This window comes from Streptomyces sp. NPDC102259 (assembly GCF_044766465.1).
Taxonomy (GTDB): domain Bacteria; phylum Actinomycetota; class Actinomycetes; order Streptomycetales; family Streptomycetaceae; genus Streptomyces.
Map to the genome: position 1 here is coordinate 522,696 of NZ_JBIWMA010000003.1, position 23,203 is coordinate 545,898.

Below are 23,203 nucleotides of genomic sequence, written 5' to 3' on the forward strand. Positions count from 1 at the left end.
ACTCCACCCTGGGGTCGAGCCTAGGGCCCTGGAACGCTCCGTAACGGCTTACCTGCTTCGCCCCACAGCTCGACGCACCTGGTCTGCCCGGCCAGGAAATGACGGGCACCGAACGACATGGGCTGCGATCATGACCGGCACACCGACCTCGGCACACCGACCCCGGCGCCCAGCCCCAGCCCCAGCGCCAGACCCAGAACTCTGATCCGCCGCGCCCAGACCCGAGTCGCCGGCCCCGAGCCTCATGAGGACGCATCGCATGCCAGTGCCCGCCGACCCCACCCTCCTGCACCCCATGCCCGAGCAGCCGCGGGTCGTGCTGCTCAGGCCGCTGGTGAAGTCTCCGCTGATCGAAGTCGGGGAGTACACGTACTACGACGATCCCGGGGACGCCACCGCGTTCGAGACGCGCAACGTGCTGTACCACTACGGTCCGGAGAAGCTGGTCATCGGCAGGTTCTGCGCGCTGGGAACCGGGGTGCGGTTCCTCATGAACGGCGCCAACCACCGCATGGACGGCCCCTCCACCTTCCCCTTCCCCACCATGGGCGGTTCCTGGTCCGAGCACTTCGATCTGCTCACCGGCCTGCCGAACCGCGGGGACACCGTGGTCGGCAACGACGTCTGGTTCGGTTACGGCACGACGGTGATGCCCGGCGTCCGGATCGGGCACGGCGCGATCATCGGTGCCGGGTCCGTGGTCACCGCCGACGTGCCCGACTACGGGATCGTCGGCGGCAACCCGGCCCGTCTCATCCGCACCCGCTACAGCGCAACGGACGTCGTCCGGCTGCTGGCGGTCGCCTGGTGGGACTGGCCCGCCGAGCACATCACCCACCAGGTACGGACGATCATGTCCGGCAGCGTCGACGACCTCGAAGCCGCCGCGCGGGCCTGACAACCTGGAAGCCGCCACGCCGGGCTGACTACCTCGCAGTCGCCGCTCCGGGCTCCGCGGCCCCGCGCACGGCCACTCCGGAAACCGTTTTCCCGGAGGCTTCGGCGTCCGCGCGAGGGCCTGTCTGGCCCGCCGGGCGCCTGGGCGGAGGTTCTGCCACAGGACCCGGCGGGGGAGTACTCGTCGACTTTACCCGTGGACGTGGACGTGGACGCGGATCAGCTGATCGGCGCGTACAGCACGCCCAGCTTGTCCACCTCGTCGGCCGCGCGGCCCGTGAACCCGACGATCTGCCAGCCGGACGGGGCCGTGAAGGTGGCGGCGTCGGTCGTCGCCGTGCCGGAGGTCAGTGTGCGGTTCTTGTCGGTCGTGAACGCTGCCGAGAAGACCCTGGTGTGGCCGTCCTTCTGGCCCTGGGTCAGCTTTACCGAGGTGAGGTGTTCGCCCGTCGCCAGCGTCAGTGACGTCGCCCTGCCGCCCGTGCCCCCGTGCGTGACCGTCGTACCGCCGTCGTGGGTCAGCGTCACCGCGTCGAGTCGGGCGCCGCCCCGCAGGGTCAGCGTGCGCGGGGCCGGAGTGGCCGGCAGGTCGTCCGCGTCGTTGAACGCGGTACCGTGCGGGCCGCCGAAGAAGTCGCTGGCTCGCAAAGTCGAGTTGAGGGTGTAGGAGAAGTCGACCGTGTGCGGAAAGTGGTCCGACAGGTTGCCGCCGGCGGAGTCCAGGAACGACGCCCACTCGTTGTTGTAACGGGTTGCGTTCAGGGTCAGGAGCTTGCTGCCCCGGTAGAAGACCTTGTCCACGACCTCGCAGTCGTTGGTCGGCGCGGTCGTCGGGCACAGCAGCGCGTCCGCGCCCTGGGTGGGCCGCGTGCCGCCCTTCACCCGCTGTACCCACGCGTCCGTCAGGCCGTTCTCGTCGGCGAGGGTGCGGATGTTGTCTCCGGTGCGGGTGTAGCGCGTGTTGGTGTCGCCCATCACGAGCACCGCGTTGCCGGACGAGTTCGCCTGGATGAAGTCCGACAGCTGCTCGATGTTGGCGCGGCGGGCGGCCAGTGCGTCGTCCGAGTCGTCGGCGTTGGTGTGCACGTTGTAGAGGTCCACGAAGACGCCTTCGGCCAACCGCACTCGAGACAGCGTGAAACCCTTGGGCGTGAGGCAGTTGGTACCGGTGCAGTCGTTCCAGCGCACTCGCTCGAAGTCGTCGAAGGCGTAGTCCGAGAGGGTGTTGAGCCCGTCGCCTATGCCCGCGCCGCCGCTGGTCGCGGTGCGGTACGGGTGGTTGTCGCCCGCGTAGAGCGCCGCGTGGTAGTTGAAGTCCTCCTGGACGTTGACGATGTCGTATGCCGCCAACCGCGGTGACAGCAAAGGGGTGTTGGTCGCCGGGTGGCCGGAGCTGAGGCCCTCGGGCAGGCCTGCGACGTTGTACGTCAGGACGTTGAAGGTGCCGGACGTGGCGGCGGTGGCTGCCTGGGCAGGGGCTGCGGCGGTCGCGGTGAGACCGGTCAGGGCCAGGACGCCGGCCGCCAGGGTGCCGATGAGTCGTCTCATGTGAGGGTGTCTCCGGTGGGGGAAGTGCGGCGGAGGAGCTGAACAAAGCTCAGATTGGGGCCGCCCGGAGTGACGCACAAGGGCTGTTGAGGAAACAGTGAGCGCGGAAGGGAAAACGCTTACCGCCGCGGGTTCTTCTTGCTCCGCTTGTTCTGTTTGCGCTGCTTGCGGCGCTCCCTCCGCGACCGGTGCCACTCCTCCAGCTTCCCGACCGGCGCCTGCACGTGCCCCGGTTCCCGCTCGTCGCTTCCGCCCGCGCACCTCCACACCGCCGGCCCGTGTTCTTCACCCGCCTGCATCCTGAGCGGCTGCTCGGTGCAGACGGGCCACACCTGCCACAGGCACCCGAGCACCGTCTCCGCACCGGCTCCTGCGCGGCCTCGGCGAGTGCGTTGCCGGGGCCGGGGCCGGTGCTGGTGCCCGCGTCCTGGGTGGGTTGTTGCCGTCGCGGCGGACGTCGGGGAGGGCGACGTACACGTGCGCGGTCGCACCTCAATAACGGGACCATTCCCTGAGCATGTCCTCTCTGGACGTACGAGAGGACACGTCAGGCACGTCAGGCGTTCGGGTCGAGCCCGTTGGACAGCCCGGTGTACGCGGGCTTCGCCGCGTAGCTCTCGTTGTACGGCAGGGCCGCCCCGTACCCGCTGAACGTTCCCGGCACCCACGAGTACTTGTCGCTGACGCCCCAGAGAGTGACGCCGGCGCAGCGTGGCACGCCCAGGCAGTTCTCGCTCGCCGTCTTGTAGTCGGCGGACTGCTGGGCGAGTTCGGCGGAGGAGGCGGGCAACGGGATACGGATGTCCAGCTCGGTGATCGACACCTCCAGGCCGAGGTCGGAAAACCGTTTCAGGTTCGCCTTCATCGACGTCGGAAGCTTGCCGACCTCGAAGTGCGACTGGAAGCCGATGCCGTGCAACGGCACTCCCTGCGCCAGAAGTTGCTGCGCCAGGGCGAACAGGGCGTCGCTCTTGGCGTTGTCCGCCTCGATGTTGTAGTCGTTGATGTACAGCTTCGCGGCGGGGTCGGCGGTGTGCGCCCAACGCAGTGCGTTGGCGATGTAACCGGTTCCGAGCTTGTCCTGCCACAGCGAGCTTCGCATCGAGCCGTCCTCGTTGAACGTCTCGTTGATCACGTCCCAGGCGTACACCTTGCCCCTGTAGCGGCCGACCTCGGTGTCGATGTGACTCTTCAGGATGGTGTTCAGCTCGGTGGCGGAGAAGTTTCCGTTCTTCAGCCAGGACGGCAACTGGGCGTACCAGGCCAGGGTGTGACCGCGTACGCCCTGGTTGTGGGACGCCGCATGGGCCACCAGCCGGTCGGCGGCCGCCCAGTTGAAGCTGCCCCGGTTCGGTTCTACGGCGTCCCACTTCATCGCGTTCTCCGCCGTCACCGAGTTGAACTCCCGGTCCAGGACCGCGGTGTACGACGCGTCGGAGGTCAGCGGGGTGTCGCCGACCGCCGCGCCGATCTTCACGCCCCGCCCGTCTGCGAATCCGCGCAGGGTGGTGGCGGCCGAGGCTTCCGGCGTGAGCTGCGGCAGTGCGACGGTGGCCGTGGCGACGAGCGCGGCCGCGAGGGCGAGCGGGACCGGGCGCGGAGCGCGGTGGCGGCGACGGTGGGTTCCCGGTGTGTGGGGCACGGCTGCTCCTTGGGGGAGTGGGGGAGTGGGGGATGCGGGTGCTCACCCCCTTGTCGCCGGAGACGCACGCAAGGTTGCCGCAGACCTTGGGGACTTGGGGACTTGGGGACCTGGGGAGGGCAGGTAGGCGCCGGCGCGGGCGGCCACACCGCCTCCGACGCGCTCTCTCGAGCCCTCACCCGGCGGTGTACGCGGCCCCCACGCGGCGGAGTTCGGCTCCCCCCCCCGCGGTGTACGGCTCCCCTCCTCGGCGGTGTACAGCCCTTATCCGGTGGTGTACGACCTCACCCGGTGGTGTCCAGTCAGCCGTTCACCCCCGTGTAGTGCCCCAGACTCCACCGCCACAGCAGCCGGGAGCCGAGGTACGCCAGCAGGCCCAGCAGCGGGGACGCCGCCGCCAGCCAGTAGGGGACACCGGTGGCGTGGCCGTGGCCGGTCAGGACGGCGGCGGGGAAGTACGCGACGAACGCGAGCGGGAGGCCGTACGTCAGGAGGCCGCCCACCGCCTTGGGCAGCACGTTGAGCGGGTAGCTGCCGAAGGTGCCGAGGAGTTCCTCCAGCCAGCGGCCCCAGTAGTCGGCGGTCGGGAAACGCAGAGCGGCGGAGGCGACCGCCGTGAACAGGGCGGCCTCCAGCAGCATGCCGCCGAGCACGGCCGCCACGAGGTACGAGATCCGGCCCGAGGTCCAGTCGAGGTGACTGCGGCCGAGCGCCGCCACCATCAGCCCCACGGCAACGGTCAGATCGCCGATGGCGTTGGTGGGAAACACGCGCAGCTGGACCTGGAGATGCACCGGCAGCGGCCGCACCAGGCAGACGTCGATCTGGCCTTCCTGGATGTAGTAACCGATTCCGTGCATGCGTCCCAGGAAGAGGACGAACAGACCGTGGGCGAGCATCCGGGTCGCCGGGATGAGCAGCACGTCCGAGCTGTCCCAGCCGCCCATCCCGCTGAAGCGGGTCAGCAGCACGGTCGCGAACACGATCACCGAGACCTGCCAGACGGCGCCGATCGCGACCATCATCAGGAATTCGGAACGGTATTCCAGCTGGGCACGGAAGTTGAGACGGGTGATGCGCCATGCGAGGCGTACGGCTTTCAAGGGCATCAGCCTCCTTGGGAGATGACCCGCCGGGCGGCGAGTCGCCACACCAGCCGGGTGAACAGGGCCAGCACCGCCACCCAGGCGACCTGCACCAGCAGGGCGGGGACGGCGTCCGACAGCGGGATGCGACCGACGTAGAGCGACAGCGGAACGCTCAGCGTGGCCTGGAACGGCAGGAAACCGCTCAGCGTGACGAACCAGTCGGGGAAGAACCACAGCGGTGCGTACACCCCGGACAGCAGGTTCTGCGCGAAGATCAGGATGAGCATCGCCGCGTTGTTGCGCAGGGTGAAGAAACACAGCTGGTCGATGGCCAGCATGACGTAGTACAGGATCCACTGGCCGAGCAGGAGGCTCAGGGCGAAGACTCCCGCCACGGCGGCCGACCGGGGCGGATCCACCACCCCGGCGGCGAGGCAGACACTGAATCCGGTCAACGCCCAAGCCAGACCGTACAGTTGCTCGCCCAGTGCCCGCAGGGCGTAGTAACGCTGGGGCGACAGCGGACGCAGGTACCAGTAGACGATGGTGCCGAAGTGCATGTGCTGGATCACGGTGTCCCGGGCCGCGTACTGGTCCAACTCCCGCAGCCGAGAGGCCAGTACGGCCAGCACGGCGTAGGTGACCGCCTGGTCGCGGGTCATGCCGGCGGTGGTCCCCGTGTGGGCGTAGAGGCCGTGCCACAGGGACGCGACCAGCACCACCTGGACGGCCAGTCGCAGCAGGGCCGCGGTCATCCGGGGCGGGGTGTGCAACTCGCCGAGCGGGGTGACCCGGGCCGTGCGCCAGGCGTGCAGGACCGCCATCACGCGTCTCCGGCCTGCACGTAGGCGGCCCGCATGACGTCCTCCAACTCGGCCTCGTCGAGGGCGATGTCGGTGACCTCGTACCGTTCGATGACCGACTTGAGCGCCTGGTGCACCGTCGGTGCGCCGGGTCCGTCCGGTCCGAACACCATGTGGGACCCGTCGTGGCGCAGCACCGCGATGCCCGGCAGTGCCACGACCTCGGTGTGCGGGTCGGCGAGGGTGGCCCGCACCTGCCATGTCGAGCCGAACTTGCGACGGATCTCGTCGAGGGTGCCGTCCAGGACCAGCCGTCCGTGGTTGATCAGCACCACGCGCTCGGCGAGCCGCTCGACCTCCGTCATGTCGTGGGTGGTCAACAGGACGGTCCGGCCCCGTTGTTCGACCTGGTGGCGCAGGAACTCGCGGACCTGTTCCTTCACCACTACGTCCATCCCGATCGTCGGCTCGTCGAGGAAGACGACGGGCGGGTCGTGCAGCAGGGCAGCCGCGAGGTCGCAGCGCACACGCTGGCCGAGGGAGAGATGGCGCACACGGGTGTCCCAGAAGGAGGACAGTTCCAGCAGGGTGTCGAACTCCCGCAGCCGGACGGCGTGTTCGGCCCTCGGCACGTCGTAGATGTCCCGCAGGATCGCGAACGACTCGCGTACCGGCAGGTCCCACCACAGCTGCGTGCGCTGCCCGAACACGGCGCCTATGTTGCGGGCGTTGCGTTCCCGTTCCCGGTACGGCACCACCCCCGCGACGCGTGCCTCGCCGGAGGTGGGGGTGAGGATGCCGGTGAGCATCTTGATGGTGGTGGACTTCCCGGCGCCGTTCGGGCCGAGCAGGGCGAGGAGTTCGCCCGCGGCCACGTCGAAGGTGATGTCGCAGACGGCTTGCTTGGCGACCCGCTCGGGGTTGACCAGGGAGCGCAGGCCGCCGGCCAGGCCGGGTCGGCGGACGGTGGTGTGGAAGGTGCGGGAGAGGTCGCGCACTTCGATGCTGCCGATCACTTGTTCAACCTCCAGTGCGGCGCGGCCGGCCGGCTGGGGGCCGGCCTGCCGCGGGAGACGTCATCACCGTGGCGGAATGTCGATCAAATGGTCAATCGATTAATCGATCTCCGAGAACACGAAGGGGAAGAAGGAGAACTCGACAGGTTCGGCGTTCAGGAAGTACCGCGGAAGCGGGCCCGGGCCGCACGGCTGGGAGCCGATGCCGAGCCGATCGTGGTCGAGGTTGACCCGGACCGTGTCGCCGGGTGTGAGGTCCGTCAGGTGGCGCGCCGCTTCCAGTTGTTCGGTCGTCCAGCGCCGCGCGGAGAACCAAGGACTCCGGGTCGCCCTCGCTCCGCGGTCCGTCGGGCTCCGCCTAGCGGACGTCGGCCCGGGCGGCGTTCGCCTGTGGGCGCACGTACGGGGTCCGCGTCTCCTCGATGCTCCCGTCCCACTGGCCGGGCATGGCCGCGGCCCTGGTGTCCGGGTAGGCCTCGACCAGGCCCGGTGACGGCCTCCGGTCCGGGAAGACCGGACCGTCGCGGACGAAGTTCCCGTCGTGCGGCTCCTCGCCGAAGTCGTCGAAGTCGCCGCCGTAGGCGCAGTCCTGCTTGGGGTGCCTGACGCCGTGGTCAATCAACTCCCGTACGGGGGCAGCCTGGAGGCGCTCGTGCGCCGCGAAGAGCCGCTGGTGGTCGGCCAGTCCGCCCGGCCCCGTCGCCCATGGCGTCGGCGTACTCGCAGAGCGCGTGCGGGGCGGAAGGGCCCCGCTGCCCGGCGAGACGTTCTCGACGTGGTCGGCGGCCTTGGTGCGGAAAGCCATCGCTCTCCTGGGTCAGCCCTTGATGCCGGTCTGCGCGATCCCCTGGACCAGCCAGCGCTGGAGGAAGAGGAACACGAACACCAGGGGCAGGATGGAAAAGGCGGTGGCCATGAAGATCAGATGGAAGACGACGGTCTGGTTGGTCATGTAGTTGGAGAGCGCGACCTGGACGGTCCACGACCCCGGGTCCTGGCCGATGACCAGCGGCCAAAGGAAGGAGTTCCAGCCGTTGATGAAGGTGATGGTCGCCATGGCCGCGAAGAAGTTGAGCGAGTTGGGCACCACGATGCGCCAGTACGCACCCCAGTAACCCAGTCCGTCCACCCTCGCCGCCTCCTCCAGCTCCTTGGGGAACCCCAGGAAGTACTGCCGGAACAGGAAACAGGTGAAACCGCTGAACAGGCCCGGAATGATCAGACCCCGGTAGGTGTCCACCCAGCCGAGCGACGAGACCAGGACGAAGCTCGGGACGAAGGTGACCGCCGTCGGGACCATCAGGGTGCCCAGGACGGCGTAGAAGACCTTGTTGGCGTGCCGGTACGGGATGCGGGCGAGACCGTAGCCCGCGAGGGAGCACACCAGCAGGACGCCGACGGTGTGCAGGGTGGCCACGACCGCGGAGTTCCACAGGGACTGGGCGAAGGGAACCGTCTCGTCGGTGAACAGTTCGCTGATGTTGCCCCACTGGATGTCCGTGGGGAAGAACTTCCAGTTCTCGCCGGTGATCTCGGCGTCCGTGGAGAGGGCGTTGCGGATCAGCAGGTAGAACGGGACCAGGAAGAAGAAGCAGGCGACGCCGGTGGCGAGGTAGAGGCCGGTGGAGCTCATCACGCCGCCGCCACGACCGTGGCGGCGGGGCCTGTCCGACGGCGGCGCGGATTCCCGTACTTCGGGCAATGTGGTGGTCACTTGGAGTCCTCGCCCCTTCCGAAGCCCAGGAACTTGCCCTGGAGCAGGGTCACGGCGCAGATCAGCACGGTCAGGATGACCGCGCCCGCACTGCCGGCCCCGTAGTCCTGGCTCTCGCCCAAAGCCTTGTAGTAGAGCTCGACGAGGGGTGGACGGCCCCATGTGGTCTTCGACAGCAGGTTGAAGAACTCGTCGAAGGCCTGGTACGCCGCGATGAGCAACAGCAGGATCACCGCCGTGGACGTGGCGCGCAGTTGGGGCAGGGTGATGTACCGGAAGGTCTGCCAGCCCGGCTTGGCGCCGTCGATGGCGGCGGCCTCGTACAGCTCGCCCGGGATGTTCTGGAGCGCGGCCAGGAACAGGATCATGTAGAAGCCGGACTGGAGCCACAGCCGAGCGCTGACGATGACCACCCAGTACCAGGGCGGATTGGGATCGACCAGCCAGGCGATGTTCTCGATTCCGAACCAGCCGAGGACCGTGTTCATCAGGCCGAACCGGACCCCGCTGAAGATGGACATCTTCCAGATCAGCGAGGCGGCGACGTAACTGCACGCGGTGGGCAGGAAGAAGACCGAGCGGAAGAACGCCCGCATGAAGCGCAGCCGGTTCACGAGCAGGGCCAGGCCCAGGGAGAGCGCCCAGGTGGTGGGCACGATGAACGCGGCGAAGGCGGTGAAGGTGCCGAGCGAGCCGACGAAGTCGTCGTTCGTCAGCATGTACGTGTAGTTCTCGAAGCCGACGAACTTGTCGGGCGTGACGGTGAAGCGGGCCTCGAAGAAGCTGAGCCAGAGGCTCCAGAGGATCGGCGCGTAGACGAAGATCGCCAGACCGACGAGGAACGGCCCGGTGAAGAGCCAGAAGTTGAAGGTGGGGCTGCCCCGCAGACCCCGCCGCGGCTTGGCCGTCGAGGCCTTCGCCGGGGCGGGGCGCGCGAGGTCGCGCGTCTCGGTCGTCGACATGTCGTGATCCGTCCCGCGGCCTATCCGAACAGCTTCTTGAGTTCGCGGTTGACGGCCGTGTCGGCCTTGTCGAGCGCGGCTTCCGGGTCCATGTCCTTGCGGACGCTGTTGGCGAAGACGTCCTCGAGGGAGGTGATCATGGCCTGGGTCCAGCCGATGTTGTCGAAGTGCCCGAACTCGTTGAAGAGCCTGACGCCTTCAGCGGCGTTGCCCGACTTGAGCTTGGTGGCGCCCTGCGCGATCGAGGTGCGCGGCGGAATGTGGAAGCCGAAGTTGGTGGCCCACTCCTCCTGGTACTTCTTCTGGTCGATCCAGAGCCACTTGACGTACTCCTTGGCGGCCTCGACGTTCTCGCCCTTGGCGTTGACGAACATCGACCAGCCGCCGTTGTAGACCGACTGCTTGCCGGAGTCGATGGTCTTCGGGAACGGGAAGACCCCCCAGTCGTCGCCCAGCGCGGTCTGGATCCCCGGCATCGCCCACATGCCGCAGAACTGGATGGCGCACAGGCCCTGGTTGAGGGAGGAGGGGTCCCACGAGGCGGTCGGTGCGCCGAGGAGGAGGTGGCCGCTGGTGAACAGCTTGCGCATCTTCTTGATGCCCTCGATGACGCCGTCCGTGTGGTAGGCGATCTCGTTCTTCTCATTGAGGGTGTCGGCGCCGGCGGACCAGATCATCGGGTTGATGACGCTGTGCAGGTCGTCACCCATGTACAGGCCCTTGACCTTGCCGGTGGTGAGCTTGGCGGCGGCCTCCATCAGCTCGTCGAGCGTGGTCGGCACCTCGACCTTGGCCTTCTCCAGCATCGACTTGCGGTAGAAGAAGAACTGCGGGTCGTCGATCATGCGGACGCCGTAGATCTTGCCGTCGACCGTGTGCGACTGGATGTCGGCCGGATTGAAATCGCTCTTGACCGGATCGATGAGGTCGGTCAGGTCCGCCACCTGACCGCTCTTGATCATCTGGATCTGCGGGTGGAACTCGAAGAGGTCGGGCGCGTTCTTGGTCAGCAGGGTCGCGAAGAGCTTGCTCTCGAAGTCGGCACTGGTGATCCACTGCGTGGTCACGTCGGCCTTGTCGTAGGCCTTCGCGTACTTCTTGATGGCCTGCTCGGTGCCCGCCTCGCCGTACGCGTGGAAGTACTGGGTGAGGCCGACACCCGAACCGGATCCGCCACTGCGGCCGTTGTTGCCGCCGCAGGCGGCGAGCGTGCCGGCGGCGGCCATGCCCGCGGCGGCTCGGAAGAGGGACCTGCGGGACCAGTTGCTGTTGCTCATTGCCGACATGGCGGACGTCCTTGTCTCGAAGTGCGGCTACGGCTCTGTGGCGCGGCGCAGGTGGCTCAATTCCTGTCGCGGAGCGGGACGTTAACCTTCGGCTAAGCCTTCGGCAAGGGGTTGGACGAAGTCTGTTCGAAGCGTTGTGATCGGTTCGGCATGGCGAACGAGAGGGGCCGCAGCAAAGGGTGTGGAGTGCTTGTCGCAGGGGTAACGCGGGCGCGTGACAAGGGGGTTGAGGGCCGCCGGTGTCAGGGCCGGCGGCCCTCGGTCAGTGGGGTGTCCCCGGACGACTATCGCCTGGTCAGGGCCGCGTCGGCCTCGCCGGCGGCGTCGTGGAGGATCACTTTTGAGCCGCCGAGGGTTTTCTCGGGTTGCCCGGGTCTCCCCGGGCGGGGGACGTACGTGGTTGTCGGTGCGCGTAACACTGCGTCCCTTCCGGCGTGGTGAAGGTGGTGCGGTTCCGCATGGTTCACGCGGGCGGTGCGGTACGGCCCCTCACGGCGGCGAGAGCGGCGCGCTTGGCGTTTCTCTGCCCGACCGACTGCAACGCCCCTTCCAGGGCGAACGTCGCCGCCCCCAGACACGCCGGGTCGGAGGGGATGGGGGAGAGGACGATCCGGTTGGCGGCCAGGGGTCGTTTCAGCGCGTGCCGGGCGACGGCCTCCCGCACCTCGTCGAGGAGGGGTTCGCCGAGCCGGGCGGCGACCCAGCTGCTCAGGACGACCACCTCGGGGTTGAGCACGTTGACCAGGTTGGCGATGCCCGCGCCGAGATAGCGGGCGGTGTCACGGACGACCTTGACGGCGACCGGGTCGTTCGCGGCGACCCCCGCGGCCAGGGCGTCGATGGTCGCGGTCTGGTCATCGGGATGCAACAGCGGGCTTCGCGGACTGAGTTCACGCAGGTTCTGCATGATGCCGGGCGCGCCGACGTACGTCTCCACGCAGCCGTGGTTGCCGCAGCGGCACAGCCGCCCGTCGAGCACGAGCGTGGTGTGCCCCCACTCGCCCGCGCTGTTGCTGACGCCCCGGTGCAGCCCGCCGCCGAGGACCAGGCCGGCCCCGACTCCCGTGCCCAGGTTGACCACCACGGCGTCCCCGTGCCCGCGCGCCGCCCCGAACCACAGCTCGGCGACCGCGCCGGCCCGCAGCGGGTTGTCCAAGTACAGGGGATACGCGATGTGTTCGGAGAGCAGGTCGAGCAACGGCACGTCGTGCCAGTCCCAGTTGGGCGCGTACTCGGAGACGCCGGTGGCGCGGTCCACCTGCCCCGGCACGCTCACCCCGACGCCGAGCACTCGGGCGGCCTCGACCCCTGCCTGTGCGACCACCGAACCGGCGGCCGCGGCGACATGGCCGACCACCTGCTCGGGGCGGCTCTCGCCGGGCCGCATGTTCTCCTCGGCGCGGGCCAGCACGTTCAGGGCGAGGTCGAAGAGCTCGACATGGACGTAGGTCTCCGCGATGTCGACGCCGATCAACGCGCCCCCCGACGCGTTGACGGCCACGAGGCCCCGGGGGCGGCCACCCGCCGAGTCCTCGAAGCCGACCTCGGTGATCATGCGGAGGTCGAGCAGCTCGCCGACGAGGGTGGCGACGGTGGCGAGCGAGAGACCGGTCGCGGCCGCGAGCTCCTGCCGGGAGGTGGGCGAGGCGGCGATGATCTGACGCAGCACCTCGTAGCGGTTCGCGGTGCGGATGTCACGTGATGTGCCGCGCTTCATGCAGCGTGCCCCCTCATCCCTTCCGTGCCTTTCCATGCAGGGCGGGCCCGCACTGCGACGGCACCGGCGCCGCGCCAGGTTATGGGCTGTCGAACCGTTCGACAAGGGGTTAGGAAAGGGGCTTTATAAAGTCGTCCGCTACGGTTGTCAGCCCGCCAGGACGTCGCGCACGAAGGCGTTGGTGAACTTCCCGGCCGGATCCAGCACCCGCGCCAGAGCCGTGAAGTCGTCGATCCGCGGGTACCGCCCGCGCACCACGCCGGCCGGCACCTCGAACACCTTGCCCCAGTGCGGCCGCGGCGCGAAGGGCTCCAGTGCGGCTTCCACCGCCCGTACCACCGGGAGCACGGCCGCCGTGTCCTCGACCCAGGTGAAGTGCAGCGCCACGGTGTCCCGCCCGTAGGAGGGGCTCAGCCACTGCTCGTCGGCGGCGACCGTGCGCACCTCGCAGACCTGGAGCACGGGGGCGACCGTCTGCCGGATACCGTCGATCGCATGCAACGCCTCGGTGGCGTGCCGACGCGCCAGCAGGTACTCGCTCTGCAACTCGTTCCCGCTGCTCGGGGTGAACTCCGCCCGGAAATGCGGCAGCCGCTCGTGCCACGGCCCCGGCACCCCGAACTGCTCGGTGCAGTTGACCGCCGGCATCCCCGGCACCGGATGCAGCGCCTCCACGGCCGGCGTCGCCCACGGGAAGTCGGCGAGGGGCTCGTCCGTGCGTCGTTTCAGCCACACCTGTCGGAAGCCGGGCGCGCCCCAGTCGGTGAACAGGCTGACGCTGTACGCGGCCGCCGCGATGGTCTCGAAGTCCAGCCCGTCCAGGGGAAGTTCGGTGAACAGATGCTGCTCGACCTCATAGTCGGGCTGAAGATCGAGGACGAGCGCGGTGACCACCCCGAGAGCGCCGAGCGAGGTGACGGCCCCGCCGAACCGCCGGTCGCCGCGTCCGATGACGACGGTCGAACCGTCGGCGGTGACGATCTCCACCTCCCGCACGGCCGAGGCGAGCGAGCCGTTGCCCACCCCCGACCCGTGCGTACCGGTGGCCACCGACCCGGCGACCGAGATGTGCGGCAAGGAGGCCATGTTCGGCAGCGCGAGCCCGCGCTCGTGCACGCGGCGCGCCAGTTCGGCGTACCGGACCCCGCCGGCGACCCGTACGGTCCGGGCCGCCGTGTCGACGTCGACCTCATCGGCCAGCGCGCCCAGCGACAGCAGCACCCCGTCGACGCCGGGCTCGGCGATCTCGTTGAAGGAGTGCCCGCTGCCCAGCACCCGCACCCGACCGCTGTCCGCCACGAGGGAGCGGAGCGCGTCGAGGGAGGCCGGTCGGTGCAGCTCGCCGGCGGCGAAGGTGATGTTGCCGGCCCAGTTGGTAACGGTTTCGGTCATGCGACTGCTCGCCCCTCCCGAGGAGATCGAGAACCCGGAATTCCCAGGTGGAACCTACCCTGCCCGCAACACGAGCCCCCCGCCCCCGCCTCCGCCTCGCCGGGGGCATACCGTGAGGAGTCGTACGCCTGAGCCGGGAGGAGAGAGGGATGGACAGCCGTACCGCGCTGGTCGAGGATCTGATGGAGCGGTTTCCGCATGTTCCGCGGGAGGCCGTTTTCAAGGAGGACCTGCTGCGCGGAGGTGTGGCCTTCGACCCCTCCGCGCTGAGCGACAACGAGTCTGGCGAGGTCAAACCGAAGTCCTACTTCATCTTCTCCTTCGACCACGGCACCCTGCCCGAGCTGGGCGAGGCCGCGCTGCGCCGCCCGCCGGAGGAGATCATCCTCACGGGAGGCCCGTACGACCTGCGGCGGACGGTCGTCTCGGTCCGGGTGAATCCCTCCTCCCCGTACCGTGTCGCGGCGGACGACGAGGGTCTGCTCGGGCTCTACCTCGACGGAAAGCGCATCGCCGACGTCGGCGTGCCGCCGATGCCGGAGTACTACCGGCACAAGCTCTCCAACGGGAAGTCCGTCATGGAGGTCGCCCCGACCATCCAGTGGGGTTACCTGATCTATCTGACCGTTTTCCGGGTGTGTCAGTACTTCGGCGCCAAGGAGGAGTGCCAGTACTGCGACATCAACCACAACTGGCGCCAGCACAAGGCGGCCGGCCGGCCGTACACGGGGGTGAAGGACGTCGAGGAGGTCCTCGAAGCCCTGGAGATCATCGACCGGTACGACACCCAGAAGGCGTCCACCGCCTACACCCTCACCGGCGGCGCGATCACCAAGACCGTCGCCGGGCGGGACGAGGCCGACTTCTACGGGCACTACGCCAAGGCCATCGAGGAACGCTTCCCGGGCCGCTGGATCGGCAAGGTCGTCGCCCAGGCGCTGCCCCGCGACGACGTGCAGCGCTTCAAGGACTACGGGGTGCAGATCTACCACCCCAACTACGAGGTGTGGGACCGCCGTCTGTTCGAGCTGTACTGCCCGGGCAAGGAGCGCTACGTCGGCCGCGACGAGTGGCACAAGCGGATCCTCGACTCGGCGGAGATCTTCGGCGCGCGCAACGTGATCCCCAACTTCGTCGCGGGCGTGGAAATGGCCGAGCCGTTCGGTTTCACCACCGTCGACGAGGCCATCGCCTCCACCACGGAGGGCCTGCGCTTCTTCATGTCGCAGGGCATCACGCCCCGCTTCACCACCTGGTGCCCGGAACCCACCACCCCGCTGGGCAAGGCCAACCCGCAGGGCGCGCCGCTGGAGTACCACATCCGGCTGCTGGAGGCCTACCGCGCCACCATGGACGAGTTCGGTCTCGCCTCGCCGCCCGGCTACGGACAGCCCGGGCCCGGCCGCGCGGTGTTCTCCGTGAGCTCCTTCATGGACAGCCTTCCGGCGGAGGACTCGGCGACCGTATAGTCCGGGCAACGGTCACCACAGTCCGAAGAACTCCGCGAAGAAGTCCGCGAAACCGGTGTCGAAACATGGCGCCGGCAGTGAACACAGGGCGGTCCGCGTCCGTACTACAGGCCGGAGTACCGGGCGCGGCCGCCTTCTCGCCGTCTCGTTCAGCTGTCTGTCCTGCTGTCCTGACATGACATCTGAACAGGGCGCTTGTCAGTTGTGTTGGAAACGTGAAAAGCTCTGCCCCTGCCGCGAGGTTCCCCCCAACTCCATTGCCGTCATGGTGAGTTGACCTCGCTTGTGGATGCAGGAGACTCATGCCCGACCTGCCGACCCCGAAGGACGCCGCCGAGGCCGCGCTGTTCTCCGAGTGCTGGGACGCCGTCCTGTCGTACGCCGACCTGTGCACGTCCGGCTCGACCGCGGCGAACCAGCTGGCCCGCGAGGCGTTCGCCCTCGGCATACGCGAGGCCCGCGCCGCCGAGGACGGTACCGCACGAGGTGCCGGCCGTCGCTCGTCCCGGTTGCCCCGGATCCCGCTGCTGCTGACCGCCGTACGCACCACGGCCGCCACCTGGGAGGCCCGAGGACAGGGCCACAAACTCGACCCCGATCTGCGCCTGTGGCTGAACTCGGACAAGGCCGCACGGTACGTCGGACCGCCCCTGAGCCGGCCCATCGCCCTGCGCGGCCTGCGTGACATGCAGGAACCGGACGCCGCTCTGCTGTGGCTGGCGGAGGTGGAGGCACTGCCGCTGCACGCCGTGGTCCGCAGGCAGGGCCTCGACCCGACCACCGCGGTGGAGGAGCTGAACCAGGTCCGCGGACTGTTCCGGGACCGCTGCCACCGCAACCATCTCGACACGCCGATGGACGCGGAGTGCCGCAGCTACGTCCGGCTCCTGGACGCCGTCACCCGCTCGCCCGCCGCCGACACGCCCCCCGACCTCTCCCGCCACCTCGCCACCTGTGTGGAGTGCGCGGAAGCCGCCGCCTGTCTGCGGCTGCACGGGGGCGGGCTGCCCGCCGCCCTCGCCCAGGGCGTCATCGGCTGGGGCGGCCTCGCCTACCTGGAACGCCGCCGCCGGGCCGCCGAGGTGCGTCTCGGCGCCGGACGCCCCGACGCGCTGGACGCCGAGGGCGCGGCGGCACAGGCCGCCGCCGGCAGGGCGCGCGTGCTGCGGAGCGGAATGCTCGCCGCCGCCGTCCTGGTCTCCGTGGTGGCACTCGCCGTGTCGATGATGCCCGGCGACACCGGCGGCGGCACCGGCGGCGAGAACGTCGCCCAGGGCAACCCCGCCGACAGCAGCCCGGTGGCCGGTCCCGGCTCCGTCCCGCCGTCCTCGGACGCCGCCACCTCCGCCGCGCCGTCCTCGTCCGGCCCGGCCGCGAGCGGTACGCCCTCGGCGACGGGTGGCGACGACGCCGAGAAGCCCGACCCCGAGCCGCAGGGCACCTCCTCGGCCACCGCCGGCGCCGGGGGGAGCGAGGACGCGGCGGCCTGCGAGGTCACGTACGACCTCGTCAACCAGTGGCCCGACGGCTTCCAGTCCACGGTCACCGTCACCACCGCCGTGACGCTCGACTCCTGGCGCGTGGCCTGGTCCTTCCGCGACGGTCAGAAGGTCGACCAGATGTGGGACGCGAGCGTCGCCCAGAACGGCTCACGCGTCACCGCGACCGCCGCCGACTACAACAGGTCCGTCTCGGCGAACGGCACGCTGACCTTCGGGTTCCTCGCCTCCTGGCAGAACAAGAACAGCGCGCCGTACGCCTTCACCCTCAACGGGCGGACGTGCACGATCTCTTGACGCACGGCGGCTGAACCGACGGGCGCCGCCGGTCATGGGCGACACCGCCCGGCCGGCGGCGGGACCGGCGTTCTGCCGGGCTGAGCAGAGAGTGATCCGGGAAGGGCCCGTCGCGTAGGCCACGCGCGCGTGACGACATCGGCGAGCGGGCCGAAACTGGGTAGCAACCGGCTTCCGGCGCCCCTATCCTGAGTGAGCATCGAGCGGGCCGACGGCCGCGCTGTCAGTCGTGCGAGGAACATGAGGAACGGGAGGTGTGACCGATGACTGTCGCCGAGAAGGGTGCTGTCCGCAGCGACCAGACGTTCGTCCACTCCACCTCCGCGGTCTCCGGCTGACCACTTCTTCCGCTTCGCTTGTGCGAGCGCGCCGGGGCCGTCCCTGTGAAGGGTCTCCCTTGCATTTCTCCTCCACCCCCTCCTCCTCTGACTCGTCGCCTTCGCCTTCGTCGCTGCCTCTCGCCGCGTACGGCTGGGACGCCGACCGGGAAGCCGAGTTCGTCCCCTACGCCCAGCAGGGCCTGCTGCCCGGCCGCGTCGTGCGGGTCGACCGGGGGCTGTGCGATGTCGTCACCGAGGCGGGCATCGTGCGCGCCGACACCGAGTTCGTCGTTCCCCGTGACCCGCTGAAGGTCGTGTGCACGGGCGACTGGGTCGCCGTCGACCCCGAGGACGCCGATCCGCGGTACGTACGGACACTTCTGACGCGCCGTACCGCCTTCGTGCGCTCCACTTCCTCCAAGCGGTCCGAGGGGCAGATCCTCGCCGCCAACGTCGACCACGCGGTCGTCGCGATGTCCCTGGCCGTCGAACTCGACCTCGGTCGCATCGAACGGTTCCTGGCGCTGGCCTGGGAGTCCGGCGCCCAGCCCGTCGTCGTGCTCACCAAGGCCGACCTGGTGCCCGACCCGGTCGCGCTGTCGTACCTCGTCGACGACGTCGAGGCGAGCGCGCCCGGCGTGCCCGTGCTCACCGTCTGCGCGCGCGACGGCGACGGCGTCGAGGAGCTCGCCGCGCTCCTCGGCCTGGGCACCTCCGTGCTCCTCGGGGCGTCCGGCGCGGGCAAGTCGACGCTCGCGAACGCCCTCGTCGGCGAGGACGTGATGGGCGTCCAGGCCACCCGCGACATGGACGGCAAGGGACGCCACACCACCACCACCCGCAATCTGCTGACGCTGCCCGGCGGGGGCGTCCTGATCGACACGCCCGGACTGCGCGGCGTCGGCCTCTGGGACGCCGGCGCCGGGGTCGGACAGGTCTTCGCGGAGATCGAGGAGTTCGCCCGGGGCTGCCGGTTCCACGACTGCGCGCACGAGTCCGAGCCGGGGTGCGCGGTGCGGGCGGCCGTCGAGGACGGAGACCTGCCGCCGCGCCGACTGGAGAGCTACCACAAGCTCGTCCGGGAGAATCGATGGATCGTCGCCAAGTCCGACGCCCGCGTGCGCGCCGACGTCCGCCAGGACTGGCAGCGCAAGCAGGCCGCCGGCCGGGCCGCCGGGGAGGCGAAGCGGGGACGCGGGCCGTGGCGACCCGCTCCTCCGCGGTAACGCTTGCCTGTTCCGGTAACGCGTCCCCGTTCCGGTAACGCGTGCGTGGTGCGGTGACGCGCGCCTGTTTCGGTAACGCGTGCGTGGCCCAGCGATGGGTGCCTATTTCGGTAACGCGTGCGTGGCCCGGTGACGCGCGGCCGTTCCGGTAACGCTTGTCGGACCCGGTGAACGGGTACCTGTTTCGGCAACCGTTTGCCGACCCCGGAATCCGCTCTGCCGGTCCCGGAAACCGTTTCCTCGTCGCGGTAACCGCTTCCGGGTTCGCGGTAACCGCTTCCCGGTTCGCCGTAACGCGTGCGGTTCGCGGTAACGCGTGCGGGGGTCGGTAACGCTTGCCCGGCCGGTGTCGTTTGCCGGTCCGGCAAGCGTTACCGGTCCAGCGTCACGTCCGATTTCCGCTAGCACGGTTTCCCTCGGGCGCGAAGACTGGGGTCCATGAAGGACCAGGACACGCGTTACGAGGCGGTTCGCAGCAGGGACGCCCGGTTCGACGGCGAGTTCTTCTTCGCCGTCGAGACCACCGGTATCTACTGCCGCCCCAGCTGCCCCGCCGTGACGCCGAAACGCCGCAACGTGCGTTTCTTCGCGACGGCCGCCGCCGCGCAGGGCTCGGGTTTCCGGGCCTGCCGGCGGTGCCGCCCGGACGCCGTGCCGGGATCGGCCGACTGGAACGCGCGTGCCGACGTCGTCGGCCGGGCCATGCGGCTCATCGGTGACGGCATCGTCGACCGGGAGGGCGTCACCGGGCTCGCCGTACGGCTCGGGTACAGCGCCCGCCAGGTGCAGCGGCAGCTCACCGCCGAACTCGGCGCGGGGCCGGTGGCCCTCGCCCGCGCGCAGCGCGCGCACACCGCGCGGGTCCTGCTCCAGACGACGGGCCTGCCGGTCACCGAGATCGCCTTCGCGGCCGGATTCGCCAGCGTGCGCCAGTTCAACGACACCGTCCGGACCGTGTACGCGACGACGCCGACCGAACTGCGGGCCGCGGTACGCGCGACCCGCCGCACCGCCACTCCGTCCGCCGGGATCCCGCTGCGGCTCGCCCACCGGGGCCCGTACCACGCGGGCGCCGTGTTCGACCTGCTGCGGCGGGAGGCCGTGGCCGGGGTGGAGGAGGTGAGCGGGCCGCCCGGCGGGCGCACCTACCGCCGTACGCTGCGGCTGCCGTACGGCACCGGGATCGTCGCGGTGGACGAGCGGGCGGGCGACCCGGGCCGGGCGTCGGCCGTCCATCCCGGCGGTTGGCTCGACGCCCGGCTGCATCTGACCGACCCGCGCGACCTCACCACCGCCGTCCAGCGGCTGCGGAGGCTGTTCGACCTCGACTCCGACCCGTACGCCGTCGACGAGCGGCTCGGCGCCGATCCGCGGCTCGCCCCGCTGGTCGCCGCCCGGCCCGGACTGCGTGCGCCGGGGGCCGCCGATCCCGAGGAGCACGCGGTGCGGGCGGTCGTGGGGCGGGTGGCGGCGGAACGGCTCGTTCGCGCCTACGGCAAGGCCCTCGACGCGCCCTGCGGGACCCTGACCCACCTCTTCCCCGAGCCGGCCGCCCTGGCGCAGTCCGAGCCCGAGGGGCCGCTGGGCGCCCTCACCGCCGCCCTCGCCGACGGCACCGTACGGCTGGACCCGGGCGTCGACCGGGACGACGCCCAGGAGGCGCTGCTCGCGGTGCCCGGGCTGGACGCCCGTACCATCGCGGAGATCCGTGCCCGTGCCCTCGGCGACCCCGACGTCGTGCCGCCCGGCCCGGACGTCCCCGACACCTGGCGCCCCTGGCGCACCTACGCCCTGCACCATCTGCGCGCCGCGGAGGAACGATGACCGACCTGACGTACTGGACCAGCGTGGCGAGCCCGCTCGGCCCCCTGCTGCTCACCGCCGACGCCGACGCCGCGCTGACCTCTGTCTCCGTGCCCGGCCAGAAGGGCGGGCGGACCGTCCAGGACGACTGGCGGCACGACCCGGGGCCCTTCCGCTCCGCCACGGAGCAGCTCGCCGCCTACTTCGCCGCCGAGCTGAAGGAGTTCCGGCTGCCGCTGCGCAGCGACGGCACCGAGTTCCGCGAGCGCGTGTGGGCCGCCCTGGAATCCGTGTCCTACGGGGCGACCACGACCTACGGTGAGATCGCCGCCCGTGTCGGCGCCTCGCGGATGGCCGTACGGGCCGTCGGCGGGGCGATCGGGGCGAATCCGCTGCTGATCGTGCGCCCCTGCCACCGGGTGATCGGCGCCGACGGCTCGCTGACGGGTTACGCGGGCGGGCTGGAGCGCAAGGTGCGGCTGCTCACGCTGGAGGGCTCGCTCGAGGAGCGGTCGCGGACCCTCGCCTGATCGAGAGGCCGCCGCCGGGGCGCGTCATCCCAGAGACGTCATCCCCAGACGTCATCCCCAGACGTCATCCCCAGAGACGTCATCCTCAGAGCAGTCATCCCCACAGAACCGTCCCCAGCCACGCCCCCATGATCAACAGGCAGGTGAACAGCTCCGCGAGGACGCTGGAGCCGCCCGAGCGCATCGCCGTGCGCAGGGACGCCCGCGCTTCGCCGGGGCGGCCCAGGCGAAGACGCTCGCAGAGATAGATGCCGCCCATGAAGCCGGGGATCGCGCCGATCACGGGGAGCAGGAAGAAGCCGAGGAACGCGCCGAGCCCCGCGTACACCGCCATCCGAGGGGTCGCGCCGCTCTCCCGCAGCCGACGGGGCGGCAGCGTCCAGCGCACCACCTGTGACAGGAACAGCGTCACCGTGGCACCGACCAGCACGCCCCAGGCGACCGGCTGCGGATCCTCCAGCGCCCACCACAGGACCGCGGCCCACACCAGCCACGACCCCGGCACGCCGGGCACCAGCACTCCGCACAGGCCGAGCAGAATGACCAGTCCGACCAGTAGGAGTTGTGCCACTCCCATCTGCCCAGGGTGCCCGAGTCGACGAGAACGCGCAGGTCAAGACGTACGGCCCGACCCGGCCCCGCCCGGCCCGGCCCGATGACCCGTGCGGTCAGTGCTCGCGGGCCACCCAGCCGCGTTCGTACGCGTGCCAGCCCAGTTGCAGCCGGGTGGTCACTCCCGTCAGCTCCATCAGCCTCTTCACCCGGCGCTGTACGGTCCGCAGCCCGAGGTCGAGCTGCTTGGCCGCGCTCGCGTCGGTCATCCCGGCCAGCAGCAGGGAAAGGATCTCCAGGTCGGCGGCGTCGGGACCGTCCGGGACCTGTTCGACGACGCCGGCCGTGCCGAGGCGCAGCGGCAGCGCCTCCCGCCACACCGACTCGAACAGACCCGACAGCAGCTCCAGCAACCCGCTGGCGTGCACCACCAGCGCGGCGGGCTCCGCCGAGCGGCCGGTCAGCGGCACCAGGGCGAGCGAGCGGTCGGCGACGACCAGCTTCGTCGGCACCCGGTCCACCACCCGCACCTGTTCGTCCCGGTTCAGCGCGGCGGTCAGCTCCGTCATGCCGTCCGACCGGTCGAGCACCGCCCGTTCCAGTACGACGCGGTAGCGCACCCCGCGGGCGGTCGCCCGCTCCTCGGCGTCGTTCTCGCCGCCGGTCACGGCCACCGGGGTACCGGTGACCAGCGCGCAGACCTCCTCGCTCGCCCCGAGCTGGATCTGCAGGAAGCGCTGGGCGACGGCGGCGGCGCCCGTCACCACCTCGACCAGGTCGTGCACCGCCGGTTCGGCGGCGGCCGCCCGGTACTCCTCGGCGAGCAGGGCCGCCGCCAGTTCCGCCTTCTCCAGCTCGTGCCGCTGCTGGGTGAGCAGCGCGCCCAGTGCGACGCCCGGAGGCGCGGCGACCCAGCGACCGGGGCGACCCGAGGACTGCGCGGCGAGGCCGTGCCGCTCCAGCCGGCGCAGCGCGCGTTCGGTGTCGTGCTCGCCGAGGGCCAGCCGACGCGCCAGGTCGGGCACGTCGGCGGCGCCCACGGACACCAGCGCCCGGTACGCCGACTCGTGCGTCTCGTCCAGCCCTATCGCTCCCAGCATCGGGGGTCTCTCTCCTTCTGACGTCCCGTGAAGTGGCGGGAAACAGCCACGGCGTAAACCCGCCGCCGCACATCATCGCCGTACCGCCGGTCACTCTGCCAAGGTGTGGCCACGGCGGAAACACGTGATCATCCACTGAACATCCACAGCGGAGGTCCAGGAACGCCGTGCAGACTCGGGCCGGTCGGCCACCGCGCCGCGGCGCGGAAACCTTTCGAGAACGTGATCCGGGCTCATGACGCGCAGGGGCGCATAGGGGATATGAGCGTGGGTCACCCCATGTCGCCGGGCGGTTCCCCCGTGGGGGGTGGAACCGCCCGGCGACCTTTGTCGCACCATGCT

18 protein-coding genes and 2 pseudogenes are annotated in these 23,203 nt (G+C 70.2%); 6 read left to right on the top strand and 14 right to left on the bottom strand.

What is annotated here, in order from left to right:
* Window positions 1–259: 259 nt before the first annotated feature.
* Window positions 260–898 (top strand): CatB-related O-acetyltransferase, encoded by a 639-nt coding sequence (locus ACIRPU_RS11005; RefSeq protein ID WP_403864669.1) that lies wholly within the window; start codon window positions 260–262, stop codon window positions 896–898.
* A 218-nt stretch (window positions 899–1,116) separates the two neighbouring features.
* On the opposite strand, the gene ACIRPU_RS11010 is transcribed toward ACIRPU_RS11005, so the two are convergent.
* The 12 genes and pseudogenes from ACIRPU_RS11010 to ACIRPU_RS11065 all read right to left on the bottom strand — a co-directional run bounded on the left by ACIRPU_RS11010 (window position 1,117) and on the right by ACIRPU_RS11065 (window position 14,065).
* Window positions 1,117–2,445, bottom strand: coding sequence for a jacalin-like lectin (locus tag ACIRPU_RS11010; RefSeq protein WP_403864671.1), 1,329 nt, complete (start codon window positions 2,443–2,445; stop codon window positions 1,117–1,119).
* A 556-nt stretch (window positions 2,446–3,001) separates the two neighbouring features.
* Window positions 3,002–4,087, bottom strand: a complete 1,086-nt coding sequence (locus ACIRPU_RS11015) for an endo-1,4-beta-xylanase (RefSeq protein WP_403864674.1) — start codon at window positions 4,085–4,087, stop codon at window positions 3,002–3,004.
* Window positions 4,088–4,389: 302 nt separating this feature from the next.
* A complete protein-coding gene (locus ACIRPU_RS11020) occupies window positions 4,390–5,196 on the bottom strand; it encodes an ABC transporter permease (RefSeq protein ID WP_403864677.1) in 807 nt (268 codons plus the stop codon).
* Window positions 5,196–5,999, bottom strand: coding sequence for an ABC transporter permease (locus ACIRPU_RS11025; protein ID WP_403864680.1), 804 nt, complete (start codon window positions 5,997–5,999; stop codon window positions 5,196–5,198). The genes ACIRPU_RS11020 and ACIRPU_RS11025 overlap by 1 nt, the downstream gene beginning before the upstream one ends.
* On the bottom strand, window positions 5,999–6,994 hold the full coding sequence (locus tag ACIRPU_RS11030) for an ATP-binding cassette domain-containing protein (protein WP_403864683.1): 996 nt from the start codon (window positions 6,992–6,994) through the stop codon (window positions 5,999–6,001). Before ACIRPU_RS11030 ends, ACIRPU_RS11025 begins: the two co-directional genes overlap by 1 nt.
* A 99-nt stretch (window positions 6,995–7,093) precedes the next feature.
* Window positions 7,094–7,472, bottom strand: a pseudogene (locus ACIRPU_RS11035) (beta-galactosidase); the annotation flags it as partial.
* A gap of 54 nt (window positions 7,473–7,526) precedes the next feature.
* Window positions 7,527–7,799: pseudogene (locus ACIRPU_RS11040) on the bottom strand (hypothetical protein); the annotation flags it as partial.
* A gap of 12 nt (window positions 7,800–7,811) precedes the next feature.
* Complete coding sequence (locus tag ACIRPU_RS11045; protein ID WP_403864686.1) at window positions 7,812–8,708, bottom strand: carbohydrate ABC transporter permease; 897 nt, start codon at window positions 8,706–8,708, stop codon at window positions 7,812–7,814.
* Window positions 8,705–9,670 carry a sugar ABC transporter permease gene (locus ACIRPU_RS11050; protein ID WP_355705953.1) on the bottom strand — a complete coding sequence of 322 codons (966 nt, stop codon included), beginning with the start codon at window positions 9,668–9,670 and terminating at the stop codon, window positions 8,705–8,707. The genes ACIRPU_RS11045 and ACIRPU_RS11050 overlap by 4 nt, the downstream gene beginning before the upstream one ends.
* Before the next feature lie 20 nt (window positions 9,671–9,690).
* On the bottom strand, window positions 9,691–10,956 hold the full coding sequence (locus tag ACIRPU_RS11055) for a sugar ABC transporter substrate-binding protein (RefSeq protein ID WP_355705952.1): 1,266 nt from the start codon (window positions 10,954–10,956) through the stop codon (window positions 9,691–9,693).
* Between the two features lie 463 nt (window positions 10,957–11,419).
* The gene (locus ACIRPU_RS11060) at window positions 11,420–12,673 is read right to left on the bottom strand and encodes an ROK family transcriptional regulator (RefSeq protein ID WP_403864690.1); all 1,254 of its coding nucleotides are present in this window, start codon (window positions 12,671–12,673) and stop codon (window positions 11,420–11,422) included.
* A gap of 147 nt (window positions 12,674–12,820) precedes the next feature.
* Window positions 12,821–14,065 (bottom strand): FAD-binding protein, encoded by a 1,245-nt coding sequence (locus ACIRPU_RS11065; protein ID WP_403864693.1) that lies wholly within the window; start codon window positions 14,063–14,065, stop codon window positions 12,821–12,823.
* Between the two features lie 149 nt (window positions 14,066–14,214).
* Here ACIRPU_RS11065 and ACIRPU_RS11070 point away from each other — a divergent pair, with 149 nt between their 5' ends.
* From ACIRPU_RS11070 to ACIRPU_RS11090, 5 genes are all read left to right on the top strand, one after another.
* Window positions 14,215–15,534 (top strand): radical SAM protein, encoded by a 1,320-nt coding sequence (locus ACIRPU_RS11070; RefSeq protein WP_403864696.1) that lies wholly within the window; start codon window positions 14,215–14,217, stop codon window positions 15,532–15,534.
* Between the two features lie 302 nt (window positions 15,535–15,836).
* On the top strand, window positions 15,837–17,330 hold the full coding sequence (locus tag ACIRPU_RS11075; protein WP_403864699.1) for a cellulose-binding domain-containing protein: 1,494 nt from the start codon (window positions 15,837–15,839) through the stop codon (window positions 17,328–17,330).
* A 397-nt stretch (window positions 17,331–17,727) separates the two neighbouring features.
* Window positions 17,728–18,876, top strand: coding sequence for a ribosome small subunit-dependent GTPase A (gene rsgA / locus ACIRPU_RS11080; RefSeq protein ID WP_403864702.1), 1,149 nt, complete (start codon window positions 17,728–17,730; stop codon window positions 18,874–18,876).
* A 438-nt stretch (window positions 18,877–19,314) separates the two neighbouring features.
* On the top strand, window positions 19,315–20,700 hold the full coding sequence (locus ACIRPU_RS11085) for a bifunctional transcriptional activator/DNA repair enzyme AdaA (RefSeq protein WP_403864705.1): 1,386 nt from the start codon (window positions 19,315–19,317) through the stop codon (window positions 20,698–20,700).
* Entirely contained in the window at window positions 20,697–21,209 is a 513-nt protein-coding gene (locus tag ACIRPU_RS11090) for a methylated-DNA--[protein]-cysteine S-methyltransferase (protein ID WP_403864708.1), read from the top strand. The genes ACIRPU_RS11085 and ACIRPU_RS11090 overlap by 4 nt, the downstream gene beginning before the upstream one ends.
* Before the next feature lie 94 nt (window positions 21,210–21,303).
* On the opposite strand, the gene ACIRPU_RS11095 is transcribed toward ACIRPU_RS11090, so the two are convergent.
* Window positions 21,304–21,786, bottom strand: a complete 483-nt coding sequence (locus ACIRPU_RS11095) for a DUF456 domain-containing protein (RefSeq protein ID WP_384113077.1) — start codon at window positions 21,784–21,786, stop codon at window positions 21,304–21,306.
* A 91-nt stretch (window positions 21,787–21,877) separates the two neighbouring features.
* Window positions 21,878–22,861, bottom strand: a complete 984-nt coding sequence (locus ACIRPU_RS11100) for a helix-turn-helix domain-containing protein (RefSeq protein ID WP_403864711.1) — start codon at window positions 22,859–22,861, stop codon at window positions 21,878–21,880.
* Window positions 22,862–23,203: the final 342 nt, after the last annotated feature.

Excerpts from the sequence above, each read along its gene's own strand:
- ACIRPU_RS11075 (WP_403864699.1), top strand. The coding sequence starts at position 15,837 with ATGCCCGACCTGCCGACCCCGAAGGACGCCGCCGAGGCCGCGCTGTTC.
- ACIRPU_RS11005 (WP_403864669.1), top strand. The coding sequence starts at position 260 with ATGCCAGTGCCCGCCGACCCCACCCTCCTGCACCCCATGCCCGAGCAG.
- ACIRPU_RS11085 (WP_403864705.1), top strand. The coding sequence starts at position 19,315 with ATGAAGGACCAGGACACGCGTTACGAGGCGGTTCGCAGCAGGGACGCC.
- ACIRPU_RS11100 (WP_403864711.1), bottom strand. The coding sequence starts at position 22,861 with ATGCTGGGAGCGATAGGGCTGGACGAGACGCACGAGTCGGCGTACCGG.
- ACIRPU_RS11050 (WP_355705953.1), bottom strand. The coding sequence starts at position 9,670 with ATGTCGACGACCGAGACGCGCGACCTCGCGCGCCCCGCCCCGGCGAAG.
- ACIRPU_RS11055 (WP_355705952.1), bottom strand. The coding sequence starts at position 10,956 with ATGTCGGCAATGAGCAACAGCAACTGGTCCCGCAGGTCCCTCTTCCGA.
- ACIRPU_RS11065 (WP_403864693.1), bottom strand. The coding sequence starts at position 14,065 with ATGACCGAAACCGTTACCAACTGGGCCGGCAACATCACCTTCGCCGCC.
- ACIRPU_RS11070 (WP_403864696.1), top strand. The coding sequence starts at position 14,215 with ATGGACAGCCGTACCGCGCTGGTCGAGGATCTGATGGAGCGGTTTCCG.
- ACIRPU_RS11020 (WP_403864677.1), bottom strand. The coding sequence starts at position 5,196 with ATGCCCTTGAAAGCCGTACGCCTCGCATGGCGCATCACCCGTCTCAAC.
- ACIRPU_RS11025 (WP_403864680.1), bottom strand. The coding sequence starts at position 5,999 with ATGGCGGTCCTGCACGCCTGGCGCACGGCCCGGGTCACCCCGCTCGGC.
- ACIRPU_RS11095 (WP_384113077.1), bottom strand. The coding sequence starts at position 21,786 with ATGGGAGTGGCACAACTCCTACTGGTCGGACTGGTCATTCTGCTCGGC.
- ACIRPU_RS11060 (WP_403864690.1), bottom strand. The coding sequence starts at position 12,673 with ATGAAGCGCGGCACATCACGTGACATCCGCACCGCGAACCGCTACGAG.
- ACIRPU_RS11090 (WP_403864708.1), top strand. The coding sequence starts at position 20,697 with ATGACCGACCTGACGTACTGGACCAGCGTGGCGAGCCCGCTCGGCCCC.
- ACIRPU_RS11010 (WP_403864671.1), bottom strand. The coding sequence starts at position 2,445 with ATGAGACGACTCATCGGCACCCTGGCGGCCGGCGTCCTGGCCCTGACC.